Source organism: Rhodococcus sp. IEGM 1302 (assembly GCF_030056935.1).
Classification (GTDB): domain Bacteria; phylum Actinomycetota; class Actinomycetes; order Mycobacteriales; family Mycobacteriaceae; genus Rhodococcus_F; species Rhodococcus_F qingshengii.
The window spans coordinates 240,124-263,979 of the sequence record NZ_JASHKY010000003.1; the positions used below are offsets into that span (position 1 = coordinate 240,124).

General features: G+C 62.4%; 25 protein-coding genes, 2 tRNA genes and 1 riboswitch. Of the genes, 14 read left to right on the top strand and 13 right to left on the bottom strand.

Features of this window, described 5'->3' with window-relative positions:
- Positions 1-84 precede the first annotated feature (84 nt).
- Positions 85-1,383, top strand: coding sequence for a DNA polymerase IV (dinB, locus tag QM609_RS08205; protein ID WP_082238948.1), 1,299 nt, complete (start codon positions 85-87; stop codon positions 1,381-1,383).
- Here dinB and QM609_RS08210 read toward each other — a convergent pair.
- Entirely contained in the window at positions 1,380-2,660 is a 1,281-nt protein-coding gene (locus QM609_RS08210) for an LLM class flavin-dependent oxidoreductase (RefSeq protein WP_050654658.1), read from the bottom strand. The genes dinB and QM609_RS08210 overlap by 4 nt on opposite strands.
- Positions 2,660-3,424, bottom strand: a complete 765-nt coding sequence (locus tag QM609_RS08215; protein WP_046379952.1) for a 3-oxoacyl-ACP reductase — start codon at positions 3,422-3,424, stop codon at positions 2,660-2,662. The genes QM609_RS08210 and QM609_RS08215 overlap by 1 nt, the downstream gene beginning before the upstream one ends.
- Positions 3,425-3,441: 17 nt before the next feature.
- Positions 3,442-3,535, bottom strand: a riboswitch (TPP riboswitch).
- A gap of 138 nt (positions 3,536-3,673) precedes the next feature.
- Here QM609_RS08215 and QM609_RS08220 point away from each other — a divergent pair.
- Entirely contained in the window at positions 3,674-4,114 is a 441-nt protein-coding gene (locus QM609_RS08220; RefSeq protein ID WP_003944516.1) for a DoxX family protein, read from the top strand.
- A gap of 103 nt (positions 4,115-4,217) precedes the next feature.
- Positions 4,218-5,207, top strand: a complete 990-nt coding sequence (locus QM609_RS08225) for an AurF N-oxygenase family protein (protein ID WP_050654659.1) — start codon at positions 4,218-4,220, stop codon at positions 5,205-5,207.
- Here the strand turns inward: QM609_RS08225 and QM609_RS08230 are convergent.
- Entirely contained in the window at positions 5,204-5,953 is a 750-nt protein-coding gene (locus tag QM609_RS08230; RefSeq protein WP_003944575.1) for a TetR/AcrR family transcriptional regulator, read from the bottom strand. The two genes, QM609_RS08225 and QM609_RS08230, sit on opposite strands and share 4 nt — an antisense overlap.
- 96 nt (positions 5,954-6,049) lie before the next feature.
- Between QM609_RS08230 and recO the strand changes: the two genes are divergently transcribed.
- Genes recO through QM609_RS08245 form a run of 3 tightly spaced genes read left to right on the top strand, consistent with a single transcriptional unit; the run spans position 6,050 to position 8,059 of the window.
- Positions 6,050-6,865 carry a DNA repair protein RecO gene (recO, locus tag QM609_RS08235; protein ID WP_029255636.1) on the top strand — a complete coding sequence of 272 codons (816 nt, stop codon included), beginning with the start codon at positions 6,050-6,052 and terminating at the stop codon, positions 6,863-6,865.
- The gene (locus QM609_RS08240) at positions 6,822-7,640 is read left to right on the top strand and encodes an isoprenyl transferase (protein ID WP_003944543.1); all 819 of its coding nucleotides are present in this window, start codon (positions 6,822-6,824) and stop codon (positions 7,638-7,640) included. The genes recO and QM609_RS08240 overlap by 44 nt, the downstream gene beginning before the upstream one ends.
- A complete protein-coding gene (locus tag QM609_RS08245) occupies positions 7,637-8,059 on the top strand; it encodes a YbjN domain-containing protein (RefSeq protein WP_019749000.1) in 423 nt (140 codons plus the stop codon). Before QM609_RS08240 ends, QM609_RS08245 begins: the two co-directional genes overlap by 4 nt.
- 5 nt (positions 8,060-8,064) lie before the next feature.
- Here QM609_RS08245 and QM609_RS08250 read toward each other — a convergent pair whose 3' ends face one another.
- Both QM609_RS08250 and QM609_RS08255 read right to left on the bottom strand, forming a co-directional pair.
- Positions 8,065-8,496 carry a Fur family transcriptional regulator gene (locus QM609_RS08250; protein ID WP_003944514.1) on the bottom strand — a complete coding sequence of 144 codons (432 nt, stop codon included), beginning with the start codon at positions 8,494-8,496 and terminating at the stop codon, positions 8,065-8,067.
- Between the two features lie 11 nt (positions 8,497-8,507).
- Positions 8,508-8,891 carry an ArsR/SmtB family transcription factor gene (locus tag QM609_RS08255; RefSeq protein WP_003944457.1) on the bottom strand — a complete coding sequence of 128 codons (384 nt, stop codon included), beginning with the start codon at positions 8,889-8,891 and terminating at the stop codon, positions 8,508-8,510.
- A gap of 198 nt (positions 8,892-9,089) precedes the next feature.
- Between QM609_RS08255 and QM609_RS08260 the strand changes: the two genes are divergently transcribed.
- Together QM609_RS08260 and QM609_RS08265 are read left to right on the top strand one after the other, a co-directional pair.
- On the top strand, positions 9,090-10,481 hold the full coding sequence (locus QM609_RS08260) for a glycine--tRNA ligase (RefSeq protein ID WP_003944491.1): 1,392 nt from the start codon (positions 9,090-9,092) through the stop codon (positions 10,479-10,481).
- A 94-nt stretch (positions 10,482-10,575) separates the two neighbouring features.
- Entirely contained in the window at positions 10,576-11,157 is a 582-nt protein-coding gene (locus tag QM609_RS08265; protein ID WP_007731101.1) for a dihydrofolate reductase family protein, read from the top strand.
- On the opposite strand, the gene QM609_RS08270 is transcribed toward QM609_RS08265, so the two are convergent.
- Both QM609_RS08270 and QM609_RS08275 read right to left on the bottom strand, forming a co-directional pair.
- Positions 11,132-11,623 (bottom strand): MepB family protein, encoded by a 492-nt coding sequence (locus tag QM609_RS08270; protein ID WP_007731102.1) that lies wholly within the window; start codon positions 11,621-11,623, stop codon positions 11,132-11,134. The two genes, QM609_RS08265 and QM609_RS08270, sit on opposite strands and share 26 nt — an antisense overlap.
- Positions 11,624-11,671: 48 nt before the next feature.
- Positions 11,672-12,037 (bottom strand): nuclear transport factor 2 family protein, encoded by a 366-nt coding sequence (locus QM609_RS08275; protein ID WP_030536594.1) that lies wholly within the window; start codon positions 12,035-12,037, stop codon positions 11,672-11,674.
- A 138-nt stretch (positions 12,038-12,175) separates the two neighbouring features.
- On the opposite strand from QM609_RS08275, the gene QM609_RS08280 reads away from it, so the two are divergent.
- Entirely contained in the window at positions 12,176-12,982 is an 807-nt protein-coding gene (locus QM609_RS08280) for a helix-turn-helix domain-containing protein (RefSeq protein WP_030536593.1), read from the top strand.
- Here QM609_RS08280 and QM609_RS08285 read toward each other — a convergent pair.
- A complete protein-coding gene (locus QM609_RS08285; protein ID WP_003944487.1) occupies positions 12,957-13,694 on the bottom strand; it encodes a polyprenol monophosphomannose synthase in 738 nt (245 codons plus the stop codon). The genes QM609_RS08280 and QM609_RS08285 overlap by 26 nt on opposite strands.
- A gap of 99 nt (positions 13,695-13,793) precedes the next feature.
- On the bottom strand, positions 13,794-15,860 hold the full coding sequence (locus QM609_RS08290) for a TPM domain-containing protein (RefSeq protein ID WP_030536592.1): 2,067 nt from the start codon (positions 15,858-15,860) through the stop codon (positions 13,794-13,796).
- 69 nt (positions 15,861-15,929) lie between these two features.
- Between QM609_RS08290 and QM609_RS08295 the strand changes: the two genes are divergently transcribed.
- Both QM609_RS08295 and QM609_RS08300 read left to right on the top strand, forming a co-directional pair.
- On the top strand, positions 15,930-16,619 hold the full coding sequence (locus tag QM609_RS08295) for a YdcF family protein (RefSeq protein WP_007731109.1): 690 nt from the start codon (positions 15,930-15,932) through the stop codon (positions 16,617-16,619).
- Positions 16,620-16,624: 5 nt separating this feature from the next.
- Complete coding sequence (locus QM609_RS08300; RefSeq protein WP_007731110.1) at positions 16,625-17,923, top strand: deoxyguanosinetriphosphate triphosphohydrolase; 1,299 nt, start codon at positions 16,625-16,627, stop codon at positions 17,921-17,923.
- Positions 17,924-17,936: 13 nt separating this feature from the next.
- Here the strand turns inward: QM609_RS08300 and QM609_RS08305 are convergent, their stop codons facing one another.
- Entirely contained in the window at positions 17,937-19,487 is a 1,551-nt protein-coding gene (locus QM609_RS08305) for a serine/threonine-protein kinase (protein ID WP_030536591.1), read from the bottom strand.
- Positions 19,488-19,559: 72 nt separating this feature from the next.
- Here QM609_RS08305 and dnaG point away from each other — a divergent pair, with 72 nt between their 5' ends.
- The gene (dnaG, locus tag QM609_RS08310) at positions 19,560-21,479 is read left to right on the top strand and encodes a DNA primase (RefSeq protein ID WP_030536590.1); all 1,920 of its coding nucleotides are present in this window, start codon (positions 19,560-19,562) and stop codon (positions 21,477-21,479) included.
- A gap of 1 nt (position 21,480) precedes the next feature.
- Here dnaG and QM609_RS08315 read toward each other — a convergent pair whose 3' ends face one another.
- Positions 21,481-21,732, bottom strand: a complete 252-nt coding sequence (locus QM609_RS08315; protein ID WP_003941570.1) for a hypothetical protein — start codon at positions 21,730-21,732, stop codon at positions 21,481-21,483.
- A 136-nt stretch (positions 21,733-21,868) separates the two neighbouring features.
- Here QM609_RS08315 and QM609_RS08320 point away from each other — a divergent pair.
- A tRNA-Asn gene (locus QM609_RS08320) sits at positions 21,869-21,941 on the top strand.
- Between the two features lie 56 nt (positions 21,942-21,997).
- Here QM609_RS08320 and QM609_RS08325 read toward each other — a convergent pair.
- A complete protein-coding gene (locus QM609_RS08325) occupies positions 21,998-22,621 on the bottom strand; it encodes an HAD-IA family hydrolase (RefSeq protein WP_228232656.1) in 624 nt (207 codons plus the stop codon).
- A gap of 131 nt (positions 22,622-22,752) precedes the next feature.
- On the bottom strand, positions 22,753-22,950 hold the full coding sequence (locus QM609_RS08330; RefSeq protein ID WP_003941659.1) for a hypothetical protein: 198 nt from the start codon (positions 22,948-22,950) through the stop codon (positions 22,753-22,755).
- A gap of 177 nt (positions 22,951-23,127) precedes the next feature.
- Here QM609_RS08330 and QM609_RS08335 point away from each other — a divergent pair.
- Positions 23,128-23,201 (top strand) — tRNA-Ile (locus QM609_RS08335).
- Positions 23,202-23,856 lie beyond the last annotated feature (655 nt).

Genomic DNA, 23,856 nt, shown 5'->3' on the forward strand with positions numbered 1-23,856 from the left:
TCTTTCACCGTACGCCCGATTCGTGATTAATTCCATGGAATCTATTTCCGAACCTTACGCAGTGTCGGTGGGTCATGGGAACATATGTTCGTGTCATATGAACCGCTGGACCAAGAAACGCCAGGTGAGCACCCCGGCGATACTCGTTCTGGCGAGAACTGTTCTGGCGGTAGTCGGCCCACGGGTGACGCAACGATCCTGCATGCGGACCTCGATTCGTTCTACGCATCAGTCGAGCAACGCGACGACCCGACTCTGGCTGGCAGGCCGGTCATCGTCGGCGGTGGGGTGGTTTTGGCGGCAAGCTACGAGGCCAAGGCGTTCGGGGTTCGCACAGCCATGAGCGGTGGTCAGGCCCGATCACTGTGTCCTCAGGCGATAGTTGTCCCTCCGCGAATGTCGGCGTACTCGCAGGCGAGCAAAGACGTGTTCGACGTCTTTCACGACACGTCGCCGCTGGTCGAAGGAATCTCCATAGACGAGGCCTTTCTCGAGGTCGGCGGGCTCGCCAAGATCGTGGGCAATCCGCTGCAGATCGGGGCCAACCTCAGACGCGATGTGGCCGAGCAGGTCGGACTACCGATCACGGTCGGAATCGCACGCACCAAGTTCCTGGCCAAGGTCGCCAGTGCATTCGCGAAACCCGACGGATTGCTGCGAGTGCCGCCGGAGGGCGAGACCGAGTTCCTGCATCCCTTGCCGGTCGAGAAGCTGTGGGGCGTCGGCAAGATCACGGCCCAGAAGCTGCGAAACTTCGACATCGTGACGGTGGGTGACATCGCTCGGCACGACGAATCCTCGATCGTCTCGATCCTCGGGGGCGGCGCCGGTCGCCATCTCTACGCACTCTCACACAATCGAGATCCGCGCCCCGTCCGCGCCTATCGTGGCCGCAGTTCGATGGGTGCTCAGCATGCGCTGGGTCGCGGATCCCATCCCCGCGCAGAACTCGATGCGTCGTTGATGTCCCTTGTCGACCGTGTCAGTCGACGCATGCGTTCGGCGCAGCGGACGGGGCGCACGGTCACGCTCCGGCTCCGCTTCGCGGATTTCACGCGGGCAACTCGATCTCACACGCTGCGCCGGTCCACCGCCGACACAGCGGAATTGCTGAGCGCCTCGATGGTGCTGCTGGACGAAGCGATACCGATGATCGCGGACAAGGGCATCACGTTGATCGGTGTCGCTGTCTCCAACCTGGATCGGGACGGCGCCGAACAACTCGAATTGCCCTTCGACGGTCCAGGATTCGCGGGTCCGGACACTGCCGCCCTCGACTCGGCAATGGACAGTGTCCGGAAGAAGTTCGGCTCCGCGGCCCTCACGAGGGGAGTGCTCCTGGGACGCGATCCGGATCTGTCGGTGCCGCTACTGCCGGACTAGGTGAGGTTTTCTCGCAGAGTCGCTCCCTCGTATTCGCGACGGAACAACCCACGCGCCTGCAGCACTGGAATCACGTGATCGACAAAATCTTCGAGACCCTGCGGATAGGTCGGCGTCATCAGATTGAAACCGTCGGCACCGCGGCCGTTCAACCAGGATCCCATCTCGTCGGCAATCGACTCCGGTGTTCCGATCATCGTTGCGTGACCACCACCCGCAGCGAGCGTCCCGAGGAGTTCCCGCACAGTCGGTGCGTCCTTCTCGACGATCCGCAAAATAGTGGCGTAGCGGCCCTGCGGCCCGGTGAACGCTTCGAGTGGAGGCAACGGGGGCACGGGCCCGTCGAGATCCCAGTTCTCGCAATCCTGTCCGGTGAACAACGAGAGTTGGCGTATCGACTGTTCGGTGGGCAGCAGGAGATCGAGTTCGGCCTTCTTCGCCCTGGCCTCGGCGACGGTGCTGCCGACGTAGGTGACCAGTCCCGGCATCACGGCGACCGAACTCGAATCCCGGCCGGCTCGCTCGATTCTCGATTTCACGTCCGCGTAGTAGGTCTGTGCGCTGGGTAAGTCGTAGGCAACCGAATAGATTGCCTCGGCGCGACGCGCCGCCAGATCGCGGCCCTGCTCGGACGCCCCGGCCTGGAACAACACCGGCCGGCCTTGCGGGGAGCGCGGAACCGTCAACGGCCCGTCCACCCGAAAATGTTTGCCGTCGTGATCGATTCGAGAAATCCTGTTTGCGTCGGCAAAACGCCCCGACCGGTCGAGAATCAGCGCGTCTTCCGACCATGAATCCCACAATGCGAGGGCCACTTCGACAAATTCGTCGGCTCGTTCGTATCGGGATGCGTGATCGGGCATCGCCTCGAGTCCGTGGTTGCGCGCCTCCTGGTCGAACATCGAGGTCACGACGTTCCAGCCGGCCCGTCCGCCGCTGATGTGGTCGAGCGAGGCCAACAGTCGCGCCGCGTGAAACGGCGTGTAGAAAGTGGTGGAAATGGTGGTCACCAGGCCGATGTCCGCTGTCGCTCGTGCCATGGCAGTCAATGCGGTGATCGGCTCGAGAAACCACGACGCACCCGACTCGGGTTCGCGAACACTGTGACCGTCAGCGAAGAAGACGGCGTCCAGCTTGCCGCGTTCGGCGATCTGGGCGAGCGACTCGTAATACGTGATGTCGCCGAGACTTTCAACCGGTGAGTCGCGATGACGCCATGCCGCACTGTGATGTCCGCAACCGAGCAGGAACGCACCTATCCGCAGCTGTGCGCCCATCAGTTCTTGACGAGTCCGCCGTCGACAACCAGGTTCTGGCCGGTCACGGCCCGCGACCATGGGGAGGCGAAAAAGAGTGCAGCGTCGGCAAATTCGTCCGGCGTGGTGACTCGGCGCAGGGGAGTGCTTGCCGCGATCATGTCGAACACGGCTTCCGGTGTTGCGGCGCTCGCATCGGTGGTGCGGAGCAAGCCGCCCGAGACCATGTTGACTGTGATCCCGTCCGGACCGAGGTCGGCGGACAGCGTCCGTGTCAGTGCCAACAGTGCGGCCTTGGCAGCGGTGTAGTCGTGGTACGGAACTACCGGATTCTGGACCAGATTGGTTCCGACAGTGATGATTCGGCCGAAGCCGAGTTCGCGCATGCCTGGTAGCGCTGCCTGGGTGGTATTGAGTGTTCCGGCAACAGCTCCGCGTAGTTGAGAGTCGAAGTCGGCCCAGGTGATCGTGTCCGCGTTCGGCCGTGCATCGCCGTTGAACGAGAAGTCGACCAGTGCATTGTCGACCACGGTCGAGATCGGTGCGTCGAATCTCTCGCGTGCAGCGGAGAACAACTGGTCGACGGAACTGCGGTCCGTCACGTCCGCCTGGACTGCGAAGGTGCGATCCTCACCCAGTTCGGCGACCAGGGCCTCGGCGGCATCGCGGCTCTTGTTGTAGTTCACGATTACGCGGGCGCCCGAGCGGGAGAATGCTCGGCTCAGTGCGGCGCCTAGCCCGCGGGCGCCACCGGTGATCAGAACGATCTGCTCGTCGAGGTTCAATGCGCGCTGAAATTGCTGTTCGGTCACGTCGACATCCCTCCGCCAGTGCTAACTGGTCAGGTTCATCGGGTCTGATCTCAGCCGACTTTTTCGGCACCCCGTGTCACCGTCCATCAGACCACGTGAGGTGAATCGTCCTGAACGCCGGGTGCGTTGTAACGGCCGGCGCGATGAGTTTTCGATCGCGCGGGAGTCGTAATTGCAAGCGAAGTGGCAACCGGCCGCTCGCCTTCGCCCCAGGAGATTCCGATGACCACCCAGCCCGTCCACAACGAAACTGTTTCCGGTAACGCCACGACGACGACACCTTCGGCCACGGCTCGCAAGCTCGGATACGTCCTGAGTGGGCTGTTCGTCGTTTTCATGCTCTTCGACGGCATCATCCACATTCTCAACCTTCAGACAGTCAAGGATGCGTCGGCTGAACTTGGGTTGCCGGACTCGCTGGCATTGACGGCTGGGGTGGTGCAACTGATCTGCCTTGCGCTGTACGTGATTCCGCGAACGTCGATACTCGGCGCGATTCTGCTCACCGGTTACCTGGGGGGAGCGGTGTTGACCAACCTTCGAGCTGAACAGCCTCTGCTGAGCACGACCCTGTTTGCCGTCTACACCGGAATCGTCATGTGGGCGGGACTGTATCTCCGGGACGAGAAGGTTCGCGAGATCATCCCGCTGCGTCGGGCCTGAAATAGGCCCCCGAGGGGGTTGCGTGGGACGCGGTGTCCCATTATGTTTGACCTCATTCAAGTCCGTCGACTGCAATCGACGGACTGGCCGTGAGGAGACACCGATGGCTCGGTCAGCGTCGATCGAAGTGGAAAAGCCGTACCACCAGGTACTGCAGACTTTGTCCGAGGGCTCAGTTGCCCGCAGTTTCGATCCCTATCTCGACATCGACTGGGATTCACCAGAGTTCGCGATCGATCCGCATGATCCGAGATGGGTGCTCTCGTCCGTGTCGGACCCCCTCGGGGCGACGCAGTGGTACCAGGATCAGTCGTTGGAGCGTCGAATCGCCATGGGAATGTGGCGTCAGGCGAACGTGACCAAGGTGGGTTCGGCCTTCGAGAGCATCTTGATCCGGGGAATGCTGCAATACATCATGGCGCTACCCAACCAGTCGCCTGAGTTCCGGTACTGCCTGCACGAGATGACCGAAGAGTGCAATCACATCCAGATGTTCCAGGAACTCGTCAATCGCATGGACATCGACGTGCCGGGTATGCGTCCGATGTTCCGGCGACTGTCGCCGATCATCGGAGTGCTGGGAGCAAAGTTCCCGGTCATCTTCTTCATCGGCATTCTGGCTGGTGAAGAACCGATCGACCACTTCCAGAAGGATCTCATCCGTGAGGGTAAGGACACGCCGCCGGCGATGCTCCGCACCATGGAGATCCACATCGCCGAAGAAGCGAGACACATCTCGTTTGCTCACGAGTTCCTGCGCAATCACGTACCCAGACTCAGTCGTACGAGTCGAGCCATCACATCGGTCGCCTTCCCCGGCGCGATGCGTTGGCTTGCGGGTGAAATCATGTCACCGCCAAAGGAATTCGCCGAAGAATTCGGAATCCCGGACGAGGTGATGAAGAGCGCCTTCTGGGGGAGCCCGCATTCACGCCGCATCCTGGGTAACTACTTCGGTGAAATGCGAGCCCTGGCAGACGAACTCGGATTGATGAATCCGGTGTCGAAGCGTGTGTGGCGAAAGCTGCGCATCGACGGCGACTACGCCCGCTACCGCGGCGAGCCGAAGCGTTCCGACAAGACCCGGATCTAGTCCGGCCGCGAAGTTCCTCCGTCGGAGGACACCAGCTCGGCTATGAGCGTGGACAATTCGACATGGGGATCGATCTGTAGTCCGCTCGAGCGGGCAACGCCGTCGAACATGTACCAGGTGTATTTCGCGAGGTCGGCGACGATCTCTTCGCGGCTCGGTTTCGGATCGGTGCTTCGGACCCAGTGGGTGAGCGTGCCCTCGACCATTGTCACCACTGCGAACGGTAGTGAATCGAAGGGTGAGGAGTCGATCCCCACGGATCGACCGACTTCGGTGATAGTGGTGCGGGCGGAGTCGGCGATTGTGGCCTTCAGACTGCTGATCGCGTCGATGCTCTCGTCGTCGTAGTCGGTGGGGCCGGTACCCATGAACTCGTGAATCCGCGGATGCTCGGTGATCCACTCGGCGACGGCGCTGATGGTTCGGGTCAGGATCTGGTCGAGAGTGCCTACCGAAATGCTCATCGAAGCATCCAGGGCCGCCGCAAATTGGCCGAGCACGAACGCTCGCACTCGTCGATCGAGGTCGTCTCGGCCGCTGAATTGGCGGTACACCACCGACTTGGCGAGGCCGGCACGATCGGCGATCTGCTGGACGGACACCTCGGCACCTGCCGCACGCTCTTCGATCAGTTCGACCGCCGAGGTGAGTATCCGTTTCTGACGCTCGGAGTTGTGTCGCTCCCACCGCGCTTCGCGACCGGTCAACTCTGCAGTGACAGGTTGCACAATTGCGTCGCTCGGCATCGCGCCAGTCTATCCGGACGGACCTGCCGTGTTTCCGACTTGTCATCGGGCGCGGCATCGGGATCGGTCGTCGGTACAACGTGGGACACTGGTCGAGTGAGGTTGTATCGAGACACGGCGGTGGTGCTGCGCCTGCACAAACTGGGCGAAGCCGACCACATCGTCACGTTGCTCACCCGTCAGTTCGGGTTGGTACGTGCCGTGGCCAAAGGTGTCCGCCGAACCACCTCCAAATTCGGTGCCAGACTCGAACCGTTTGCTCACATCGACGTGCAACTACTTCCGGGCAAGAATCTCGACATCATCACTCAGGTGCAGACGGTCGACGCATTCGCCACCGACATCGTCGACGACTACAGCCGGTACACCACGGCCTGCGCCGTACTCGAAACTGCCGAGCGGTTGGCCGGCGAGGAACGCGCGCCGGCCCCGCAGCTTCAGCGATTGACGGTGGGAGCACTGCGTGCGATCGCCGAGCAGGCACGACCGGTCGAGTTCGTGCTCGACGCGTTCTTGTTGAGAGCCATGGGCTATGCGGGTTGGGCGCCTGCCCTCGAAGAGTGCGCCCGCTGCAGTGCTCCTGGCCCGCACCGGGCCTTTCATGTCGCCGCAGGCGGAGCCGTGTGTACCTATTGCCGCCCGGCGGGTGCTGCGACGCCGTCGCCCGGAGTGCTCGACTTGATGGAAGCCCTGCTCCGAGGGGAGTGGGAGGGTACCGATTCGGCGCCCGCGACGCTGCGGACGCAAGCCAGCGGACTGGTCGCGGCACACCTGCAGTGGCATCTCGAGCGCCAATTGCGGACGTTGCCGCTGATCGAGCGTTCGAGGCCGCATGCAGCCGTCGAGGTCGACTTGCCCGTGAGGCAGGATGGAACACGTGATTCGACGACGCGAACCGCGAACTCCGCTTGATTCTGCTGCTGACCGGGTGATCCGACCACCGGACCCACATCCGTCCGGGGCGACCCCGCCGATCCTGCAGACCGAACTGATCCCGCGCCACGTCGCTTTGGTGATGGACGGCAACGGACGATGGGCGCAGGAGCGCGGTCTGCCCCGAACCGCCGGGCACGAACGCGGCGAAGCTGTCCTGATGGACACCGTCTGCGGGTGCATCGAGATGGGTGTCGAGTGGCTCTCCGCTTACGCCTTCTCCACCGAGAACTGGAAGCGCAGTCCCGACGAGGTTCGATTCCTGATGGGCTTCAACCGTGATGTCATCCGCCGTCGACGCGACGAGATGAACGAAATGGGTGTGCGTGTTCGCTGGGCCGGTCGTAAGCCACGCCTGTGGGCCAGCGTGATCAAGGAACTCGAGATCGCCGAAGAACTGACCAAGAACAACACCGTCATGAACTTGACCATGTGTGTGAACTACGGCGGCCGGGCCGAAATTGCCGATGCGGTAAAGGAAATCGCGAAGCGTGTCGCGGCCGGTGAGATCAATCCGGACAAGATCACCGAGGCGACGGTTGCCAAGTACCTCGACGAACCCGACATGCCCGACGTCGATCTCTTCCTGCGTCCGTCGGGGGAACAGCGGACGTCCAATTTCTTGATCTGGCAATCTGCCTACGCCGAAATGGTGTACCAGGAGAAGCTGTTTCCCGATTTCGACCGCCGCGACCTTTGGGCCGCCTGCGTCGAGTACGCCTCACGTGACCGTAGATTCGGTGGCGTCAAATGACAGGGGAGAACATGACCGACACCACCGACGAAGCAGCCCGCCTACAAGAACGCGCGGCCGCCTCGCTGGCGCATTTCGTGACGGTCGATGTGGCTGCCGACGGATCACTGGGTTTCCAGTACTCCGGCGCGCTGTGTTCCATCCAGGCGATGAATCTGTCCGAGGGTCTGGACGTGCTGTCCATGACGTGTGTTCTCGCATGGGACCGACCGGTGAGCGCGGCACTGCATCGCAAGGTGGCCGAGCGGAATCGCACCATCCAATTCGGCTCCATCGCGGTGTTCGGCCACGGCAGTCTGGCGGACGTCATCCTGCGTTACACGTTCCCTGCCGCCGGACTGGACGACGAGGCACTGACCACGATGTTGCTACTGGCGCTCACCGGTGCCGATACCGCCCGGCAGGGTTTGATTCCCTGACGCTCTCAGGCGGCGGCGCAGTCGCGGCAGGTGCCGAAGATCTCGACGGTGTGACTCACTTCGGTGAAACCGTTGTCCTCGGCGATGGTCTGTGACCACTGCTCGACCGTCGGGCCCTCGACCTCGACGGTGAATCCGCAGTTGCGGCACACCAGGTGATGGTGGTGCCCGGAGGAGCAGCGTCGGTAGACGGACTCACCTGTGTCGGTGCGTAGGACGTCGATGGTTCCGGCGTCGGAGAGTGCCTGCAGCGTGCGGTAGACGGTGGTCAGGCCGATGCCTTCACCTCGCTTGCGCAGTTCGTCGTGCAATTCCTGTGCCGACTTGAATTCGTCGATGTCGTCGAGCAGGGCGGAGATGGCGCTGCGCTGTTTCGTGGAACGAACGCCGACTGTGGCCGGTCCACGTTTCGAGGTCGTACTGCCCGGGGTGTTCATGCGGTGGAATCTCATCCTTCTTCGGCGTGGGCGACAGCGTCGACGACGATGTGTGCAAGGTGATCGTCGACGAGTCGATAGAGAACTTCTCGTCCGTTGCGTTCGCCGCGGACGACGCCCGCTGCTTTGAGTACGCGCAGATGCTGGCTGATGAGTGGCTGAGTGACACCGAGAGCTCCGACGAGTTCGTGAACGCAACGCTCCGACTCGTGCAACTGAAGCACGATCGCGATCCGAACGGGTGCAGCGAGCGCCCGCAGAATTTCGCCGGCTGCCGCCAGGGTTTCCTTGGGCGGCACGGGCGCGGGCGGTGCGGCTTCGAACGGGTCGTGCGTGTGTCCGAGGTCGGAATGATCATGGCTTTTGTGGAGATCGCCGGTATCCGCAATGCTCACAGCGAGGCTCCTTCGAGGGGTAGATCATGATGTCCGGGCATAGCCATCTCACCACATTATTGCAAATCACTTTCATTTTGATATGCACAAGTATGCATGTCAACCTTGGACGGAAGTGCGTGGCAGCCGCCAGATAGGCTGATGGTGCGAAAAGCGCACGAAAATCATGCATCTATTACCCAGATGGAGAGCAATCGAGTGGCACCCAAGTCCAAGATCGAAGCCGTTGTCAATCTCGCCAAGCGGCGAGGCCTGGTCTACCCGTGCGGTGAGATCTACGGCGGTACCAAGTCCGCATGGGACTACGGCCCATTGGGTGTCGAGCTCAAGGAGAACATCAAGCGCCAGTGGTGGCGCAACATGGTCACCAGCCGCGAGGACGTCGTCGGCCTCGACTCGTCGGTGATTCTGCCCCGCGAGGTGTGGGTCGCGTCCGGTCACGTCGGTGTCTTCAACGACCCGCTCGTCGAGTGCCTCAACTGTCACAAGCGTCACCGTCAGGATCACCTGCAGGAGGCGTACGCGGAGAAGAAGAAGCTCGACAACCCGGACGACGTCTCGATGGATGTCATCGGTTGCCCCGATTGCGGCACCGTCGGCCAGTGGACCGAGCCGCGCGACTTCAACATGATGCTCAAGACGTACCTCGGCCCCGTCGAGAGCGAAGAGGGCATGCACTACCTTCGCCCCGAGACCGCACAGGGCATCTTCGTGAACTTCGCCAACGTGCTGACCACCTCGCGTAAGAAGCCGCCGTTCGGCATCGGCCAGATCGGCAAGAGCTTCCGCAACGAGATCACCCCCGGCAACTTCATCTTCCGCACCCGTGAGTTCGAGCAGATGGAGATGGAATTCTTCGTCAAGCCGGGCGAGGACGAGCAGTGGCATCAGTACTGGATCGACTACCGCCTTGACTGGTACACCGGCCTCGGTATCAACAAGGACAACCTGCGTCTGTACGAGCATGCGCCGGAAAAGCTTTCGCACTACTCGAAGGGCACGACCGACATCGAGTACCGCTTCCACTTCCAGGGCAGCGAATGGGGCGAGCTCGAAGGTATCGCGAACCGTACCGACTTCGATCTCTCGACGCACTCCAAGCACTCGGGCACCGAGCTGAACTACTACGACCAGACGACGGGCGAGCGGTACACGCCGTACGTCATCGAGCCGGCGGCCGGTCTCACGCGTTCGCTGATGGCCTTCCTGGTCGACGCCTACACCGAGGACGAGGCGCCCAACTCCAAGGGCGGCGTCGACAAGCGCACAGTGCTCCGCCTGGATCGTCGACTCGCTCCCGTCAAGGCTGCCGTTCTGCCGCTCTCGCGTAACGCGGACCTGACGCCGAAGGCCAAAGATCTTGCAGCGCAGCTGCGTCAGAATTGGAACGTCGAGTTCGACGACGCCGGCGCCATCGGTCGTCGTTACCGTCGCCAGGACGAGATCGGCACACCGTTCTGCATCACGGTCGACTTCGACACTCTCGAAGACCAGGCTGTGACGGTGCGTGAGCGTGACTCCATGGCGCAGGAACGCGTCGCCCTCGATCAGGTGGAAAGCTACCTGGCCGCACGGCTGATCGGCTCCTGATTCTCGTTCGAAGCTGACGGGCGGTCCTTCTCAATCGAGAAGGACCGCCCGTTTTCTCTTTCCCCGATGGTCCTTCAGGCGCAGGATCGAAGTTATGAGAAAACTCAGCGTGACCAACAGCGTGACTCTCGACGGTGTCATGCAGGCACCTGGTGGGCCGGACGAGGACCGTCGTGGCGGATTCGAGCACGGTGGGTGGGCAGCACCCTTCAACGATTCCGTCATGGCGCAGAAGATGGGGGAGGGGATGGCGAAGAAATCGGAGTTGCTGTTGGGCCGCAGAACGTACGAAAACTTCGCCTCGTACTGGCCGTTTCAGACCGACAATCCGTTCACCGAGGTGCTCGACAACACGCAGAAATACGTAGTTTCAAGAACTTTGGGCGTACAGCTCCCGTGGAAGAACTCGACCTTGTTGAAAGGTGATGCCGCCGACGCGGTCGCCACGCTCAAGGAAAGTGAGGGCCCGGATCTGGTGATTCTGGGCAGTGGCGACTTGATCACGTCCTTGGCCGATCGGCGTCTCGTCGACACCTACACTCTGCTGATACATCCGCTGGTTCTCGGAACTGGGCGCAGATTATTCCCCGACGGAGCTGCGCTCGCTCAGTTCACCCTCACCGACAGCGTCCCTACGACAACAGGCGTCATCATCGCGACGTATCAGTTGAGCTGAACGCAGTTGAGCTGAACACAGTCGAGCTGAGTACATCAGGGAACTCGCCGAAATGCCGAATCTGCCAGCGCTGAGTTCTGACTGCTTGCGCGCTGGTCGGCGTAACCCAGGGCGCATAGACCCGGACAGCGCGCTTACCGCCGGAGAAGTTCGTCGAGACGATCTCGTGTTCGACGAGGGTTTCGACGGGAAAGACGAAGTGCCCCGAATGCTCTTCGTCGTATACCTTCACCACAAACAGCGCGACGCCGTCGCTGGTGTCGAATGGGCGGATGGGCCCGGCCTCGGAACGGCGCCACAGCGTGACGAACTGACCGAGCTTGGTCGGCGTCGTCTTGGCGGTTCGATAGACGGAGGCAAGGCCGTTGACGGTCAACGTGTGAGCGTCGTACTCAGCACCCTCGGACTCGGGAATCGGTGTGGACCAGGTAAATCCGTCGGCGTTCATCGGCACCGATGATGCCACGAACCACCGACAACCTTCGTGACGAACGCTGTCGGTGGTAGTCCCGATTCAGGCCGAAGGCACCTTGTCGAGGAACCCGAGGACAAGCGTCACCCGGCCGTCGTCGTCGCGTTCGAGTACGTCGAATCCGTCGATCAGTGACTCGGCCCCCGACGGGCCGAGAGCCCAACCGAATCGGGCCTGTCGGTGATGCGCGTCCACCGGTCCGACGAGGGTGAAGTGCATGCCCGGAAATTGTTGCTGCACAGCGTTGATCATCGCGTCGATCTGATCGTGTCCGGTGACGTCCGCGAGCGGATCGGTGTAGCGACCGCCGGGTGCGAACAATTGCTCGACCCGTGCTTTACGGGCGGTGGTTTCGGTTTCGTTCCACATGTCGATGTAGGCGTCGGCGATTGCGTCGAAGTCGCTCATGGTCGCTCCCTTGATCAGTTTCCGGTGGTGAATGTCCGGCGGCCTCGCTGGCTGAGACCACTGTTCCTCCGAAACTGCTTCGGGTCGATTACCTCTGAGGTCATGGCCTCGGCTACCTCGGGTCGCTAACTTGAAAGAATGACCTTCGAGACGATGGACGTGGGCTCCGAACTCAAGCGGTGGCGGGAGCGGCGAAGGCTCACTCAGTTGGGACTCTCGGCGGCGGCAGGAGTGTCGACCAGGCATCTGAGCTTCATCGAAACCGGCCGCTCCAAGCCGAGCCGGGACATGATTCTTCACCTGTCCGAATGTCTGGATGTTCCTCTACGACAACAGAACACGCTTCTGCTGGCAAGTGGCCACGCGCCGGAGTACTCGCAGAAGTCGTTAGCAGAAGCGCCGATGTCAGCGGTGAGTGAGGCCATCGATCGCATCATCGACGCGCATGACCCGTATCCGGCCGTGGTGGTCGATCAGCAGTGGGAGATGGTCGCCGGGAACCAGGCCGTGGGAATTTTGACCGCGGGCGCCGCTGATTTCCTCCTGGAACCACCGGTGAACGTATTGCGTCTGAGCTTGCATCCCGAGGGCATGGCGCCGCGGATCGTGAACCTCGCGCAGTGGCGGGCCCACCTGCTCACAAGGCTGGCTCGGGAAGTGGAGGTCAGTGCGGATGCGCAGCTGTCGTCGTTGCTCGACGAGCTGCGCGCCTATCCGAGCGGCGGAGACTGGCACGACGACCGCGCGAATTCCCTGCTGGTTCCGTTGCGTGTACGCGTCGACGATACCGAACTGGCGATGTTCAGCACCACCACCGTGTTCGGTACGCCGCGCGACGTCACGCTCGCAGAGATTGCGATCGAATCGTTCTACCCGTCGGACACGCAGACGGCCGACTACTTTCGATCGGCCGCCGAGGTCACAGGGACTTCTTGCCGAACTTGAGCTTCCACGGCACCAGTGCAGACTCCAACTGAACCGAGAGACTCATCTTGGAGACGCCTTCGGTGCGCTCCTCGAAGCGGATGGGCGTTTCGGCGATCTTCATGCCGCGCTGAACAACTCGGTAGTTCATCTCGACCTGGAACGCGTAGCCGTTGCTCTGCACCGATTCGACGTCGATGTCGCGCAAGGTCTTTGCATGCCACGCCTTGAAGCCGGCGGTCGCATCCTTGACGTGCAGTCGCAGAATAGCGTTGACGTAGAAGTTCGCCCAGGCGGACAAGGCCTTGCGGTGCCACGGCCAGTCGCCGGCGACTGCGCCGCCTTCGACGTAGCGGGAGCCGAGAACGACTGCCGCGTCGGTAGTGGTGAGGATCTCGATCATGGCGGGGATCGCTTCGGACGGGTGCGAGAGATCTGCGTCCATCTGAATGACGATGTCTGCGTTCTCTGCCAGAGCCCGGCTCATGCCCGCGACGTAAGCACGGCCGAGTCCGTCCTTGACCGTGCGGTGAAGCACTCCGACCGGGATGGGACCGTCGATACCCAACTTGTCCGCAACCTCGCCCGTTCCGTCGGGGGAGTTGTCATCCACCACGAGGACGTGCAGGTTCGGGATCTTCAACGCGGCGAGGCGATCGACGAGCTTTGGCAGGTTCTCACGCTCGTTGTATGTAGGTACAACGACGGTTATCTGCGGGGCGACGCTTTCCATAACACCTTCGTATGATCTGTGATCCCGACTTGCCGGATGAAGCGTACGACGAGTGCGGTCGTGAACAAAGTAGGGATTTTACTACCTCGACGGGATCCGTCAGAACCGGCCGCCGCCGCCTCGACTGGTTCGGCCGCCGCCCCCGCCGCCGAAACCACCGCCGCCGCCACCGCGACCGGAGCGTCCGCTGCTGCTCGGTCCGCCGTACGAGCGGGGCCCTCCGCCACCTCGCAGAATGCTGTTGATCAGGATGCCGCCGAGGATCGCTCCCGTCGCATCGCCGCCGCCACCGCGGGGTCGTTGGTTTGCTTCCCAGGTGTTGACGTCGTTCTGCGCGGCGCGAAGTGAGTGCGTCGCCAAGGTGGTCGCGGCCTGGGCGTGTTGCAGCGCCTTCGACGGATCCGAGGCCTGCAATTGCTGGGCCGCCTGCAGGTGCCGCTGAGCCTCGGCGTAGCGAGTGCGCGCCTCCGCTCCGATCGCGCCGCGCCTGGTTCCGAGGAAGTCGCCTGCAGCGGTCACCTGAGCCTGTGCGGCCAGAATGTCCTGGGCGAGGCGCTGCTGTGCACGTTCGAGCTGCTGCTTCTGCTCCTGAGCGTCGGCAAGAAGCGCGTCGAGTTGGGCGTCGGCTGCGACGATCTGGTTGAAGGCTGTCAGCGGATCGCTGTCCTTCGACGTCTGAGCATTCGCCAACGCTGCCTGGGCTGCGGCCTTCGCGTCCGCCAACTTCTGCCCGCCTTGCGCCAGGTAAGCGTCCGCAGCGGTGATGCCCTGCTGGACGTCGTCCATCGCGGACGGAAGTGTCGCGATGGCGTTTCGGATGTCGTCGGCGGCGTGATCGACGCCGTCGAGTAGCTTGCGTGCCTGATCGAGGGCGGCTTCGGCCGTGCGAATCGCAGTGACGGCAGCGCCTTGCTTACCGGCCGGCAGTGCCGTCGCGTCTCGTCCTTCCTCGATCGACTTCTCGGCGAGCGTCAGGCGCTCACTCGCCATCGTGACGTTGTTCACGACCGATGCCAGCGTCGGCGCGGGGAATTGATCCTTCAATTTGGTCAGAATCGCCTCGGATTCGGGCAAGCGCACGCTGAGAGAAACAACACTCTGCGTCAACGCATCGAGACGGGCGGGGGCGTTGATGAGAAGGTCGCGAAGCCCGTCGAACTCCTCGACGCGAGCTTCGAGTTCTTGGTCGGCTCGACCGCACGAGGAAATGATGTCGATCAGCATCTGGCGGCGTTGATCGGGAGTTTCCGGGATGGCGTCGTCGAGTCGCTGCCTGATCGCGAAGGCTTCGGCGAGGGTGGCCTTGGCCTTGTCGAATGCTGCCGAGAAGGGTGCGACGGCGGAATCTCCGAACTCGCTGCGGGCCAGATCGAGTTCCTCCTGGCTGCCGGCGATCGCGTTGTCCGTCTCGACGAGGATCTCCTTCGCGCGTTCGTCGAGCGTTGGCAGCGGGAGTGCATTGAGGCTGGCGATGTCGTCGGGGGAGATGTTCTTCGCGGCTTCGACGCTTGCCTTGTTCTTGTCGTTCTTGCGCTTGCGTGAGTACAGGACCACGCCGCCCGTCCCGACCACCACAGCGCCGCCCGCGATGAGGAGTGTTCCGACTCCCATTCCGCCGCTCGTGTTGTTCGCGTCGCCGAGTGCGCCGGCCGCGGCAATCGCCGCGCCGGTCCAATCATCCTCGGCGAGAGCCGGTTCCACCGCGTCGGTATTGATCGATTCGATGTCGGAATCCGTGATGTTGCTCAGCTCAGCGGGCACATCGAGGTAGTAAGCACGCTCCGCCGTGGCAACTGCAAGCAGGACGGACTTGGTACTCAGCGTCGACTTCGTGGCTGTCTGCTGCGCCCACGCCTGGCCACCCAGGTTGTTGAAATCGGGGACGAACGCGACCCACAGATCGATCTGGTGGTCCTCGCCGAGTTGATCGATCGCGGCTTGTATGTCGCTGCGTTGCCCGGCGTCGAGAACCCCGGAGGTGTCGGTGATGTGATTCGGCAACACCATCGGGGCGTCCGCCGAGGCGAGCGCAGGACTGAAGACGAGCGCCAGCAGAGCGAAAATCGCAGCGACGGCGGCGGCGCTTCCCCGACGGCGAACGGGTCGGGTGATTGTCCGACTCTGCTCTACCGAGGACAACTGCGAGAAGTGTGGTGCGAGGGCCATGACGCAAATCTATCCGTTGTGGCGCGTCGGCATCGGAGGTGATCGCCGCGAACTGGCAGAATTGCGGGAGTGAAACCTGCTTTCGGTAACCGCCCCCACGACCCATCACCCTCACGGGCGGGCGGCTTCGGGGCAGGATTGGCTCGCTGGACGCGCCGACTGATCGCCGGTGCCGTGTTGATGGCCGTGGTTCTGGTCGGGGGTACTGCGTTCCGGGTGTGGCAGGTGGCGCGCATCGACGACACGCGGCCGGCCGACGCGATAGTCGTTCTGGGCGCGGCTCAGTATTCCGGCACTCCGTCGTCCGTCTTCGAGGCCCGACTCGAGCAGGCGTACAAGCTGTACAAGCGCGGAGTGGCGCCACAGATCATCACTGTCGGCGGCAAACAAGAAGGTGACGAGTACACCGAAGCGGCGTCGGGAAAGATGTATCTGACCGATCGCGGAATTCCTTCGAGTGCGATCACCGCGGTGGAGACCGGTTCGGACACACTGCTCAGTATCGACGCGGTGAGCGCCGAGATGTCCTCGCAGGGAATCAATTCCGCTGTCCTGGTCAGTGACCCGTGGCACTCCTTGCGAACGCGGACGATGGCCCGCGACACAGGACTCCAGGCGTGGACCGCACCTACTCGTCAGGGCCCGGCTGTCTTCACCCGCGAATCCCAGTTGCACGGAATCGCTCGCGAAACCGGCGCGCTGCTCTGGTATCAGCTCACGCACTTCTCGGCAGACTTCCCCTACACGGCAGGGCAATAGAGACCATGACAGCTCACACCACCTACGGAGGCGGCACCTACTCCGAACACGACCTCGAACGTCGTGTCGTCGAGGCGCCGAAGCGAGCGGGGTTGCCGGGTTCGCAGATCGCAGCGGCGCAGCATCGTTCGGACTTCTCGCGAGATCGGGCGCGTGTCCAACACTCCGCGGCTTTGCGGCGCTTGGCCGACAAGACCCAGGTTGTCGGCCCGCGCGACGGTGACACACCTCGCACGCGGTTGACGCACTCGATGGAGGTCGCACAGATCGGGCGAGGGATCGCCGACGGACTCGGTTGCGATCCGGACCTGGTGGACCTCGCCGGTCTCGCGCACGACATCGGGCACCCACCGTACGGTCACAACGGCGAGAAGGCCCTCGACGAAGTCGCCAAGGACTGCGGAGGTTTCGAGGGCAATGCGCAGAATCTGCGGATCTTGACCAGCCTCGAACCCAAGATCCTGCGCCCCGACGGTCTGAGCGCAGGCCTCAATCTCACCAGGGCGTCACTCGACGCAGCCATCAAGTATCCCTGGACCCGCCCTGAGCCCGGCGCGAAGTTCGGGGCATACGACGACGACGCAGAGGTGCTCGCCTGGGTTCGCGAGGGAGCGCCCGAGCGTCGGCAATGCCTGGAAGCTCAGGTCATGGACTGGGCCGACGACATCGCGTACTCCGTGCACGACGTGGAGGACGGGGTGATCGCAGGCCGTATCGACCTTCGCTCGCTTGCTGATCCGTCCGAGCAGCGCGCACTGGCAGAACTGGGGGCCTCCGAGTTTCGGGGGTTGGTAGTCGACGATCTGATCGACGCCGCTCAACGGTTGTCCGAACTCCCCGTCGTACGCGGGGTCGGAAGTTTCGACGGAACACTCGGAAGTTCCGTCGCGTTGAAGAATCTCACGAGTGAATTGGTGGGTCGCTTCGCCACCGCGGCGATCGCCAGCACCCGGCTGACACACGGTGACCGACCCCTCTCGCGCTATCAAGCCGACCTCGACATACCCGAGGCCGTCGCATCCGAGGTGGCGTTGCTCAAGACCGTGGCGCTGTACTACGTGATGTCCGACGCCGGACACAAAGCGCGTCAGGATCGGCAGCGTGATCGTGTTCATCGCGTCGCGGAATGGCTGCTGGCAACTGCGCCGGCCGGGCTCGATCCGATCCTGCTGCCCGCGTGGGAACGCGCCGCGGACGACGGTGCTCGGGTCCGGGTAGTGGTGGATCAGATCGCGTCGTACACGGAGAGTCGGCTCGAACGGGTGGACAAAGCGAGCCTGGGCGCGCAGGCCAGCTGGGGCTGAGCCACTTACGCCCTCAGCAAGTCATCCGCGTCGACGGGTCGGTAGTGGTATCGAGCCACTTGCCGTAAGCGTCGCCACCTGCTGCGCGAACGTCCTTGCAGATCTTCGACTCGGTGTTCCCGGATTCGCGATACACCGTGTAGATCGCCGTCCCCGAATCGGAGACTTGACGCAGTGACGGGCAGGACTGGTCTGTGCGTAGGTATTTCGAGCCGGGGAACGCGTCGAGGTAGTTCTGGATCTCGCTGGCGTACGTTGCCGGATCGGTGGCATTGGCCAACACCACGATTCCGGTTCCTTTGCATGAGGGGACGGTGATCGGCTTGCTCACCCCGAGATCGCCGTTCTTCGTGGCGGGGTTCGGCGCCCGCGTGGTCGTGGTTGCCTGCTGTCCGGCGGTGGGTAGCGGCTCGAGCTTCGGCGTTCTGACCGGATCCTGAATGGGTGCCGGTGCCGACGTGGCGGTGGAAGCTGCTACAGCGGTTGGTGATTCGGGGCCCGAATTCCCCAGCGTCACCCAGGCCGCCGTGCCTCCTGCGGCCAGAACGAGTGCAATTCCAGCCGCACCGATCGCGATCGGTGCTCGGTTTCGCTTGGTCTTTGTCACGATGTGCGTGTAGTTCCCGTGAGCGGGATTCGCCGTGGTGTAGGTGGGCTGCCCGACGATCGTGGGTTGCAATCCGCCGGCGGCACCGGGGGTGTGGGTCGTCGAGAGGGCCTGCCGCGCTTGGAGTGCGAGCGCTCCCGTAGTCGGATAGCGGTGTGCGGGATCCTTTGCCATGCCGCGAGCCACGATGGCGTCAAGGCCTTGCGGGAGCGACGGAACCGCCAGTGTGGGGCGTGGCGGCGGAGCGTTCAGGTGCGAATTGACCAGATGCTCGATGCTTGTGGTGTTGAAAGGTGTTGTTCCGGTGAGTGATTGGTAGAGGACACAAGCCAGGGAATAGACATCCGCTGCGGCCGTCGGCGTTTCGATTCCGAACCGCTCCGGCGCCATGTATGCATACGAACCGACTGCGCTTCCCTCGGTGGTGATCTTCGTGTCCGTCTGTGAGTAGGCGATTCCGAAGTCGACGAGGTAGGCGAAGCCGTTGTTCGTGAGAATGATGTTGTCTGGTTTGACGTCACGATGGATGAGCCCGCGGGCATGGGCGGCGTCCAACGCCGACGCGATTTGCGAGACGATGTCGACGGCTCGTACAGGCGTGAGTCGGCCGAATTCGGTCAACTCGGCTCGCAACGTATGACCTTCGACCAATCGCATGTCGATGAAGAGAACTCCGTCGATCTCGCCCCAGTCGTGCACCGGGATCACGTGCGGTTCGTTCAGGGCGGCGGTGGTGCGAGATTCTCGGCGGAAACGAGCTTGGAATGACGGGTCGGCCGCAAGCTCTCGATGGAGCAACTTGAGAGCGACCAGGCGATCCTTCGAGGTGTCGTACGCCTCGTACACTTCACCCATTCCGCCTCGGCCGAGGAGGCTACGCAACTCGTACACGCCGAATCGGGTTCCTGATCGCCCTTCGTGCGAGCTCGAGGCGTTTTCAGTCATCGTCGGTCCCATCGCTGCGGTGCAGAGTCGGCCATCAACATATCGTTGTCAGGAGGTGCCGGGGGACCGCCTAGACTGATGTACGTGGCGGGCCGAATTTCTGACAGAGACATCGCGGCCATTCGCGAACGCACTCGCATCGAGGACATCGTCGGTGAATACGTTTCACTCAAGCGTGCCGGTGGCGATTCGATCAAAGGTCTGTGTCCCTTTCACGACGAGAAGTCGCCGTCGTTCCATGTGCGACCCAACCACGGCCTCTACCACTGCTTCGGCTGCGGTGAGGGTGGTGATGTGTACTCGTTCCTGCAGAAGATGGATCACATCAGCTTCGTAGAGGCCGTCGAGCAGTTGGCGGATCGACTCAGCTACACGATTTCGTATGAGGGCGGCGGACCGTCCGTTCAGCGCGATCGCGGCACCCGTGCACGCTTGATCGCAGCAAACGCGGCGGCTCAGGAGTTCTACGCCGCTCGTCTGCGCGAACCCGATGCCCAGGCGGCTCGCGACTACCTCACCGAGCGAAACTTCGACGGTGCAGCGGCCTTGCAGTTCGGGTGTGGATACGCGCCAGAAGGTTGGGACACTCTCACAAAACACTTGATGTCCAAAGGTTTCGAGTTCAAAGAACTCGAAGCAGCCGGGCTGTCCAAAGAAGGCCGGCGAGGTCCGATCGACCGGTTCCATCGCCGACTTCTGTGGCCGATCCGCAGCGTCGCCGGTGACGTCATCGGCTTCGGTGCCCGCAAGCTCTTCGACGACGACACCATGCCGGGTAAGTACGTCAACACGCCGGAAACGATTCTCTACAAGAAGTCTCAGGTCCTGTTCGGCTTGGACCTCGCCAAGCGCGACATCGCCAAGGGGCACCAGGCGGTAGTCGTCGAGGGTTACACCGACGTCATGGCGATGCACTTGGCCGGCGTCAAGACCGCCGTCGCTTCGTGCGGAACCGCCTTCGGTGAGGAGCACCTTGCGATGCTCCGTCGACTCCTGATGGACGACAGCTACTTTCGCGGTGAAATCATCTACACCTTCGACGGTGATGCCGCGGGGCAGGCCGCTGCGATGAAGGCGTTCGAGGGTGATCAGAAGATGGCCGGGCAGACGTTCGTCGCCGTCGCGCCCGACGGAATGGACCCGTGCGATCTGCGACTGAAGTCTGGTGACGCCGCCGTTCGCGACCTCGTGGCACGGCGCACTCCGATGTTCGAGTTCGTGGTGAAGTCCATCCTCACCGAACACGATCTGGAGACCGCTGAAGGTCGTGTCGAGGCACTGCGTCGTACCGTGCCCGTCGTTGCGCAGATCAAGGAATCAACTCTGCGCGACAGCTACGCGAATCTGTTGTGCGGATGGGTCGGTTGGGACGATCTTCCGTCGGTTCGACGACGCGTGCGTGACGAAGCTCGCAAACGGGCGTCGACGCGTGGATCGTCACCGGCGCCCAAGCGTCGTCAGGTTGTCGACCAACCTGCTGCCGATGCGCTTGCGCTGCCGATCGGAATCTCCAGGCCCCGGCCCAACGATCCCGCGCTCTCGACGCAGCGAGCTGTCCTCAAGGCCGCATTGCAGCACCCTGGCATCGCCGGCAGTGTCTTCGACTCGTTGCCGCCCGAGACGTTCACCCACCCCGCCTACGTTGTCATCAGACAGGCAATGGCTGACGCCGGTGGAACGAGCAAGGGACTCGGCGGCGCCGAGTGGATCGAAGTCGTTACCAAGGGCGTCGAAGACATGACGGTGGCCTCGGTTGTATCTGAGCTGGCCGTCGAACCGATGCCGTGTGACGAAGACACGGTTCCGCGCTACATCAACGGAGTGCTCGCACGACTGCAGGAAGCGTGGGTGGGCGAGCAGGTTGCCGACCTCAAATCCAAGCTTCAGCGCGTTTCACCTGCTGCAGCCCCCGAGGAGTACAACTCACTGTTCGGCGACCTCGTGGCGCTGGAGCAGTATCGCCGACAGCTGCGTGAGCAGGCTGTCGGCGACCAAAGCGTCTGACCTAACGGTTTTTCTTCAACTGGTCGTGGGGGACCAGAATCGTAGTCTCCTCGTTGATCGGCTTCATCGGCTCGAGCTTGGGCTGAGTACTCAGTGAGTCGGCCAGCTTCTGCCGTGACGCGTCCAACACCTTCTTGGTGGCCGGACTGGTGGCCACCGCCTTCGCGGCCCGGCTGATCTGCTCGTATCGTGCGCGGCCCGCTTTGGTTCCCAGGACGTACCCAGCTGCAACACCGATCAACAAACGCATCATTCCTGCTTCCCTCCAGCACCGATCGTCCTGACTCCATCCTGCCTGATGACTCGCTGGGCAGGCGATTTGGTACTTCGGTGAAGGATTCGCTACAGTTTCTCAGGCAACGCCGGAACGGGCGAAGCGAGCAAGACAATCCCCTGTAGCTCAATTGGCAGAGCTTCCGACTGTTAATCGGACGGTTGCTGGTTCGAGTCCAGCCGGGGGAGCAGCAAAGCCCCTCACCTGAGAAATCGGGTGGGGGGCTTTCTTGTTTTGATCTGACCTAGTGCGCTCGCAGCAGACCCACCGATCGAAGTGCCGATTCGACGTCTGCCGCCTTGTTTGCTTGTTCGCCGCGAATTCCCAGCCGTCGAGCGCTGAGGACGTTCACCGGGTTGTCGTCGACGAAGAAGGTCTGCTGTGGACGCGCTTCGAGCAACTCCAGCGCAGCCAGGAAGGCCGCAGGTTCGGGTTTGGTAGCTCCGAGCATGCAGGAGAAAACATGCTCGTCGATTGCCGATGGAGTTACGACACTCTCGATGGCGGCCAAGAGAACAGGTCCGTTGTCGGAGAGTGTGGCGACCACGACCCCCTCGCTTCGAAGCGCGATTGCGAGATCGATGACCGCGCGGTCCGGGATGAAGGCCTTGGCCCAGGCTCGGCGTAGCTCGTCGCGGTCACCAGGAAACCCGAGTCGTCGAAAGCGTTCCAGGATCGCGGTTTCGGAGTGAATGCCGAGATCGCATTCCTGGTCGAACCCGGACGCGAACACGAGGGCATGAATCTCGTCTTCCGTGACGCCGATGGCCGCAGCCAGTTCTGCGGCGCGACGGTCAGGCTCGAATCGACACAGCACACCGCCCAAGTCGAACAACACGAGTTCAGGTGGTCCGCTGTCGTTCGCCATGTCGGAGAGGATAGGCGGCATCAGCACCCGTGAACGCGACGCGAAGATATTGGCGATAGATACACCAAAGCCCGACGCAAGTGTCTGCGTCGGGCTTTCGGTGGAACCGTCGAACTGTTTGACCGGTGCGCCTACTTCGCTGCGCGATCCGACGGCTCGAACAGCCGGATGATGTGGCTGGGGTTGATGTAGTAGACACCATTCGGAGAATTGAGAACGAGAGTGTCTTCGGTGAAATCGGTGACGGTGCCGTTCAGTTTCGCGCCGTCGGACATGATGATCCGGATCGTGGCCTTCGAGTTCTTGAATTCGGTCAGTGCAAGCTTCATGTGGTGATCCTGTTCCGTGGGGTGTGCACTCCCACGGTATCGGCTCATCGCGCCTGTGCCGACCAACCTTGGAAGACTCGACTCGAAAGAGTGCAACGCGTCACCGCCTGCCCGATTGTGATCCGCGTCGGATGTGCCGGTAACATTCGGATTCGCCGCGATGCATCGCATCCGGATGGGGCGGTAGCTCAGTCGGTTAGAGCCGTGGACTCATAATCCATTGGTCGCGGGTTCGAGCCCCGCCCGCCCCACATTCAGTTGCCGTGAGCCCGCAGGTCAGACCCAATGACTTTTGTCGAAAGTCATGCTGCCGACGATCGCAACGGCGACAAGTGCGCAGAGTGCAATCAACAGGGCAGTTGCCCACAGGTTGTTGGTGCAGTTGCCCACACGTAGTTGGTATTGAATCGCACGCAACGCGCATGCGGGTACGGCTGAGTTGATCCTTCGTGGCTACACAAGTAAATGTCGTACCGCGATCGTCGATCTCGGACGAGGTGAAAGTCTCGGATCCGGATACCCAATCCTCGACAAGTATCGGGAGCGCAGTGCAATTGGGCGCAACCGAGCGAGCGACGTGCCGGACGTGAAGGAAAAGTAGGTACCTATCCGGGTATTTCAGCGTATGTGCTCGACGTACAGAAGTGTCACGCTTTAGACGTGCCTACCGGTGTAGGTACAAGGCAGTCGAGCCGTCCCCCCCGCGGCTCGGCTGCACCCAAATGTTGACGCGCTGACCGGCAGCCGACTGTCGGAAACGACTCCACGCGAGGAACGGCAACGATAGTGGGCCCCGCAACTGCGGGGCCCTTTCTCTGTCTGAAAAGCGCTGTCGGACTTGGGTCATCACCATTGAGGACTTCGTGCTCGATCACTGGAAACGAGAGCCAACGAGGGCTGTCTCGC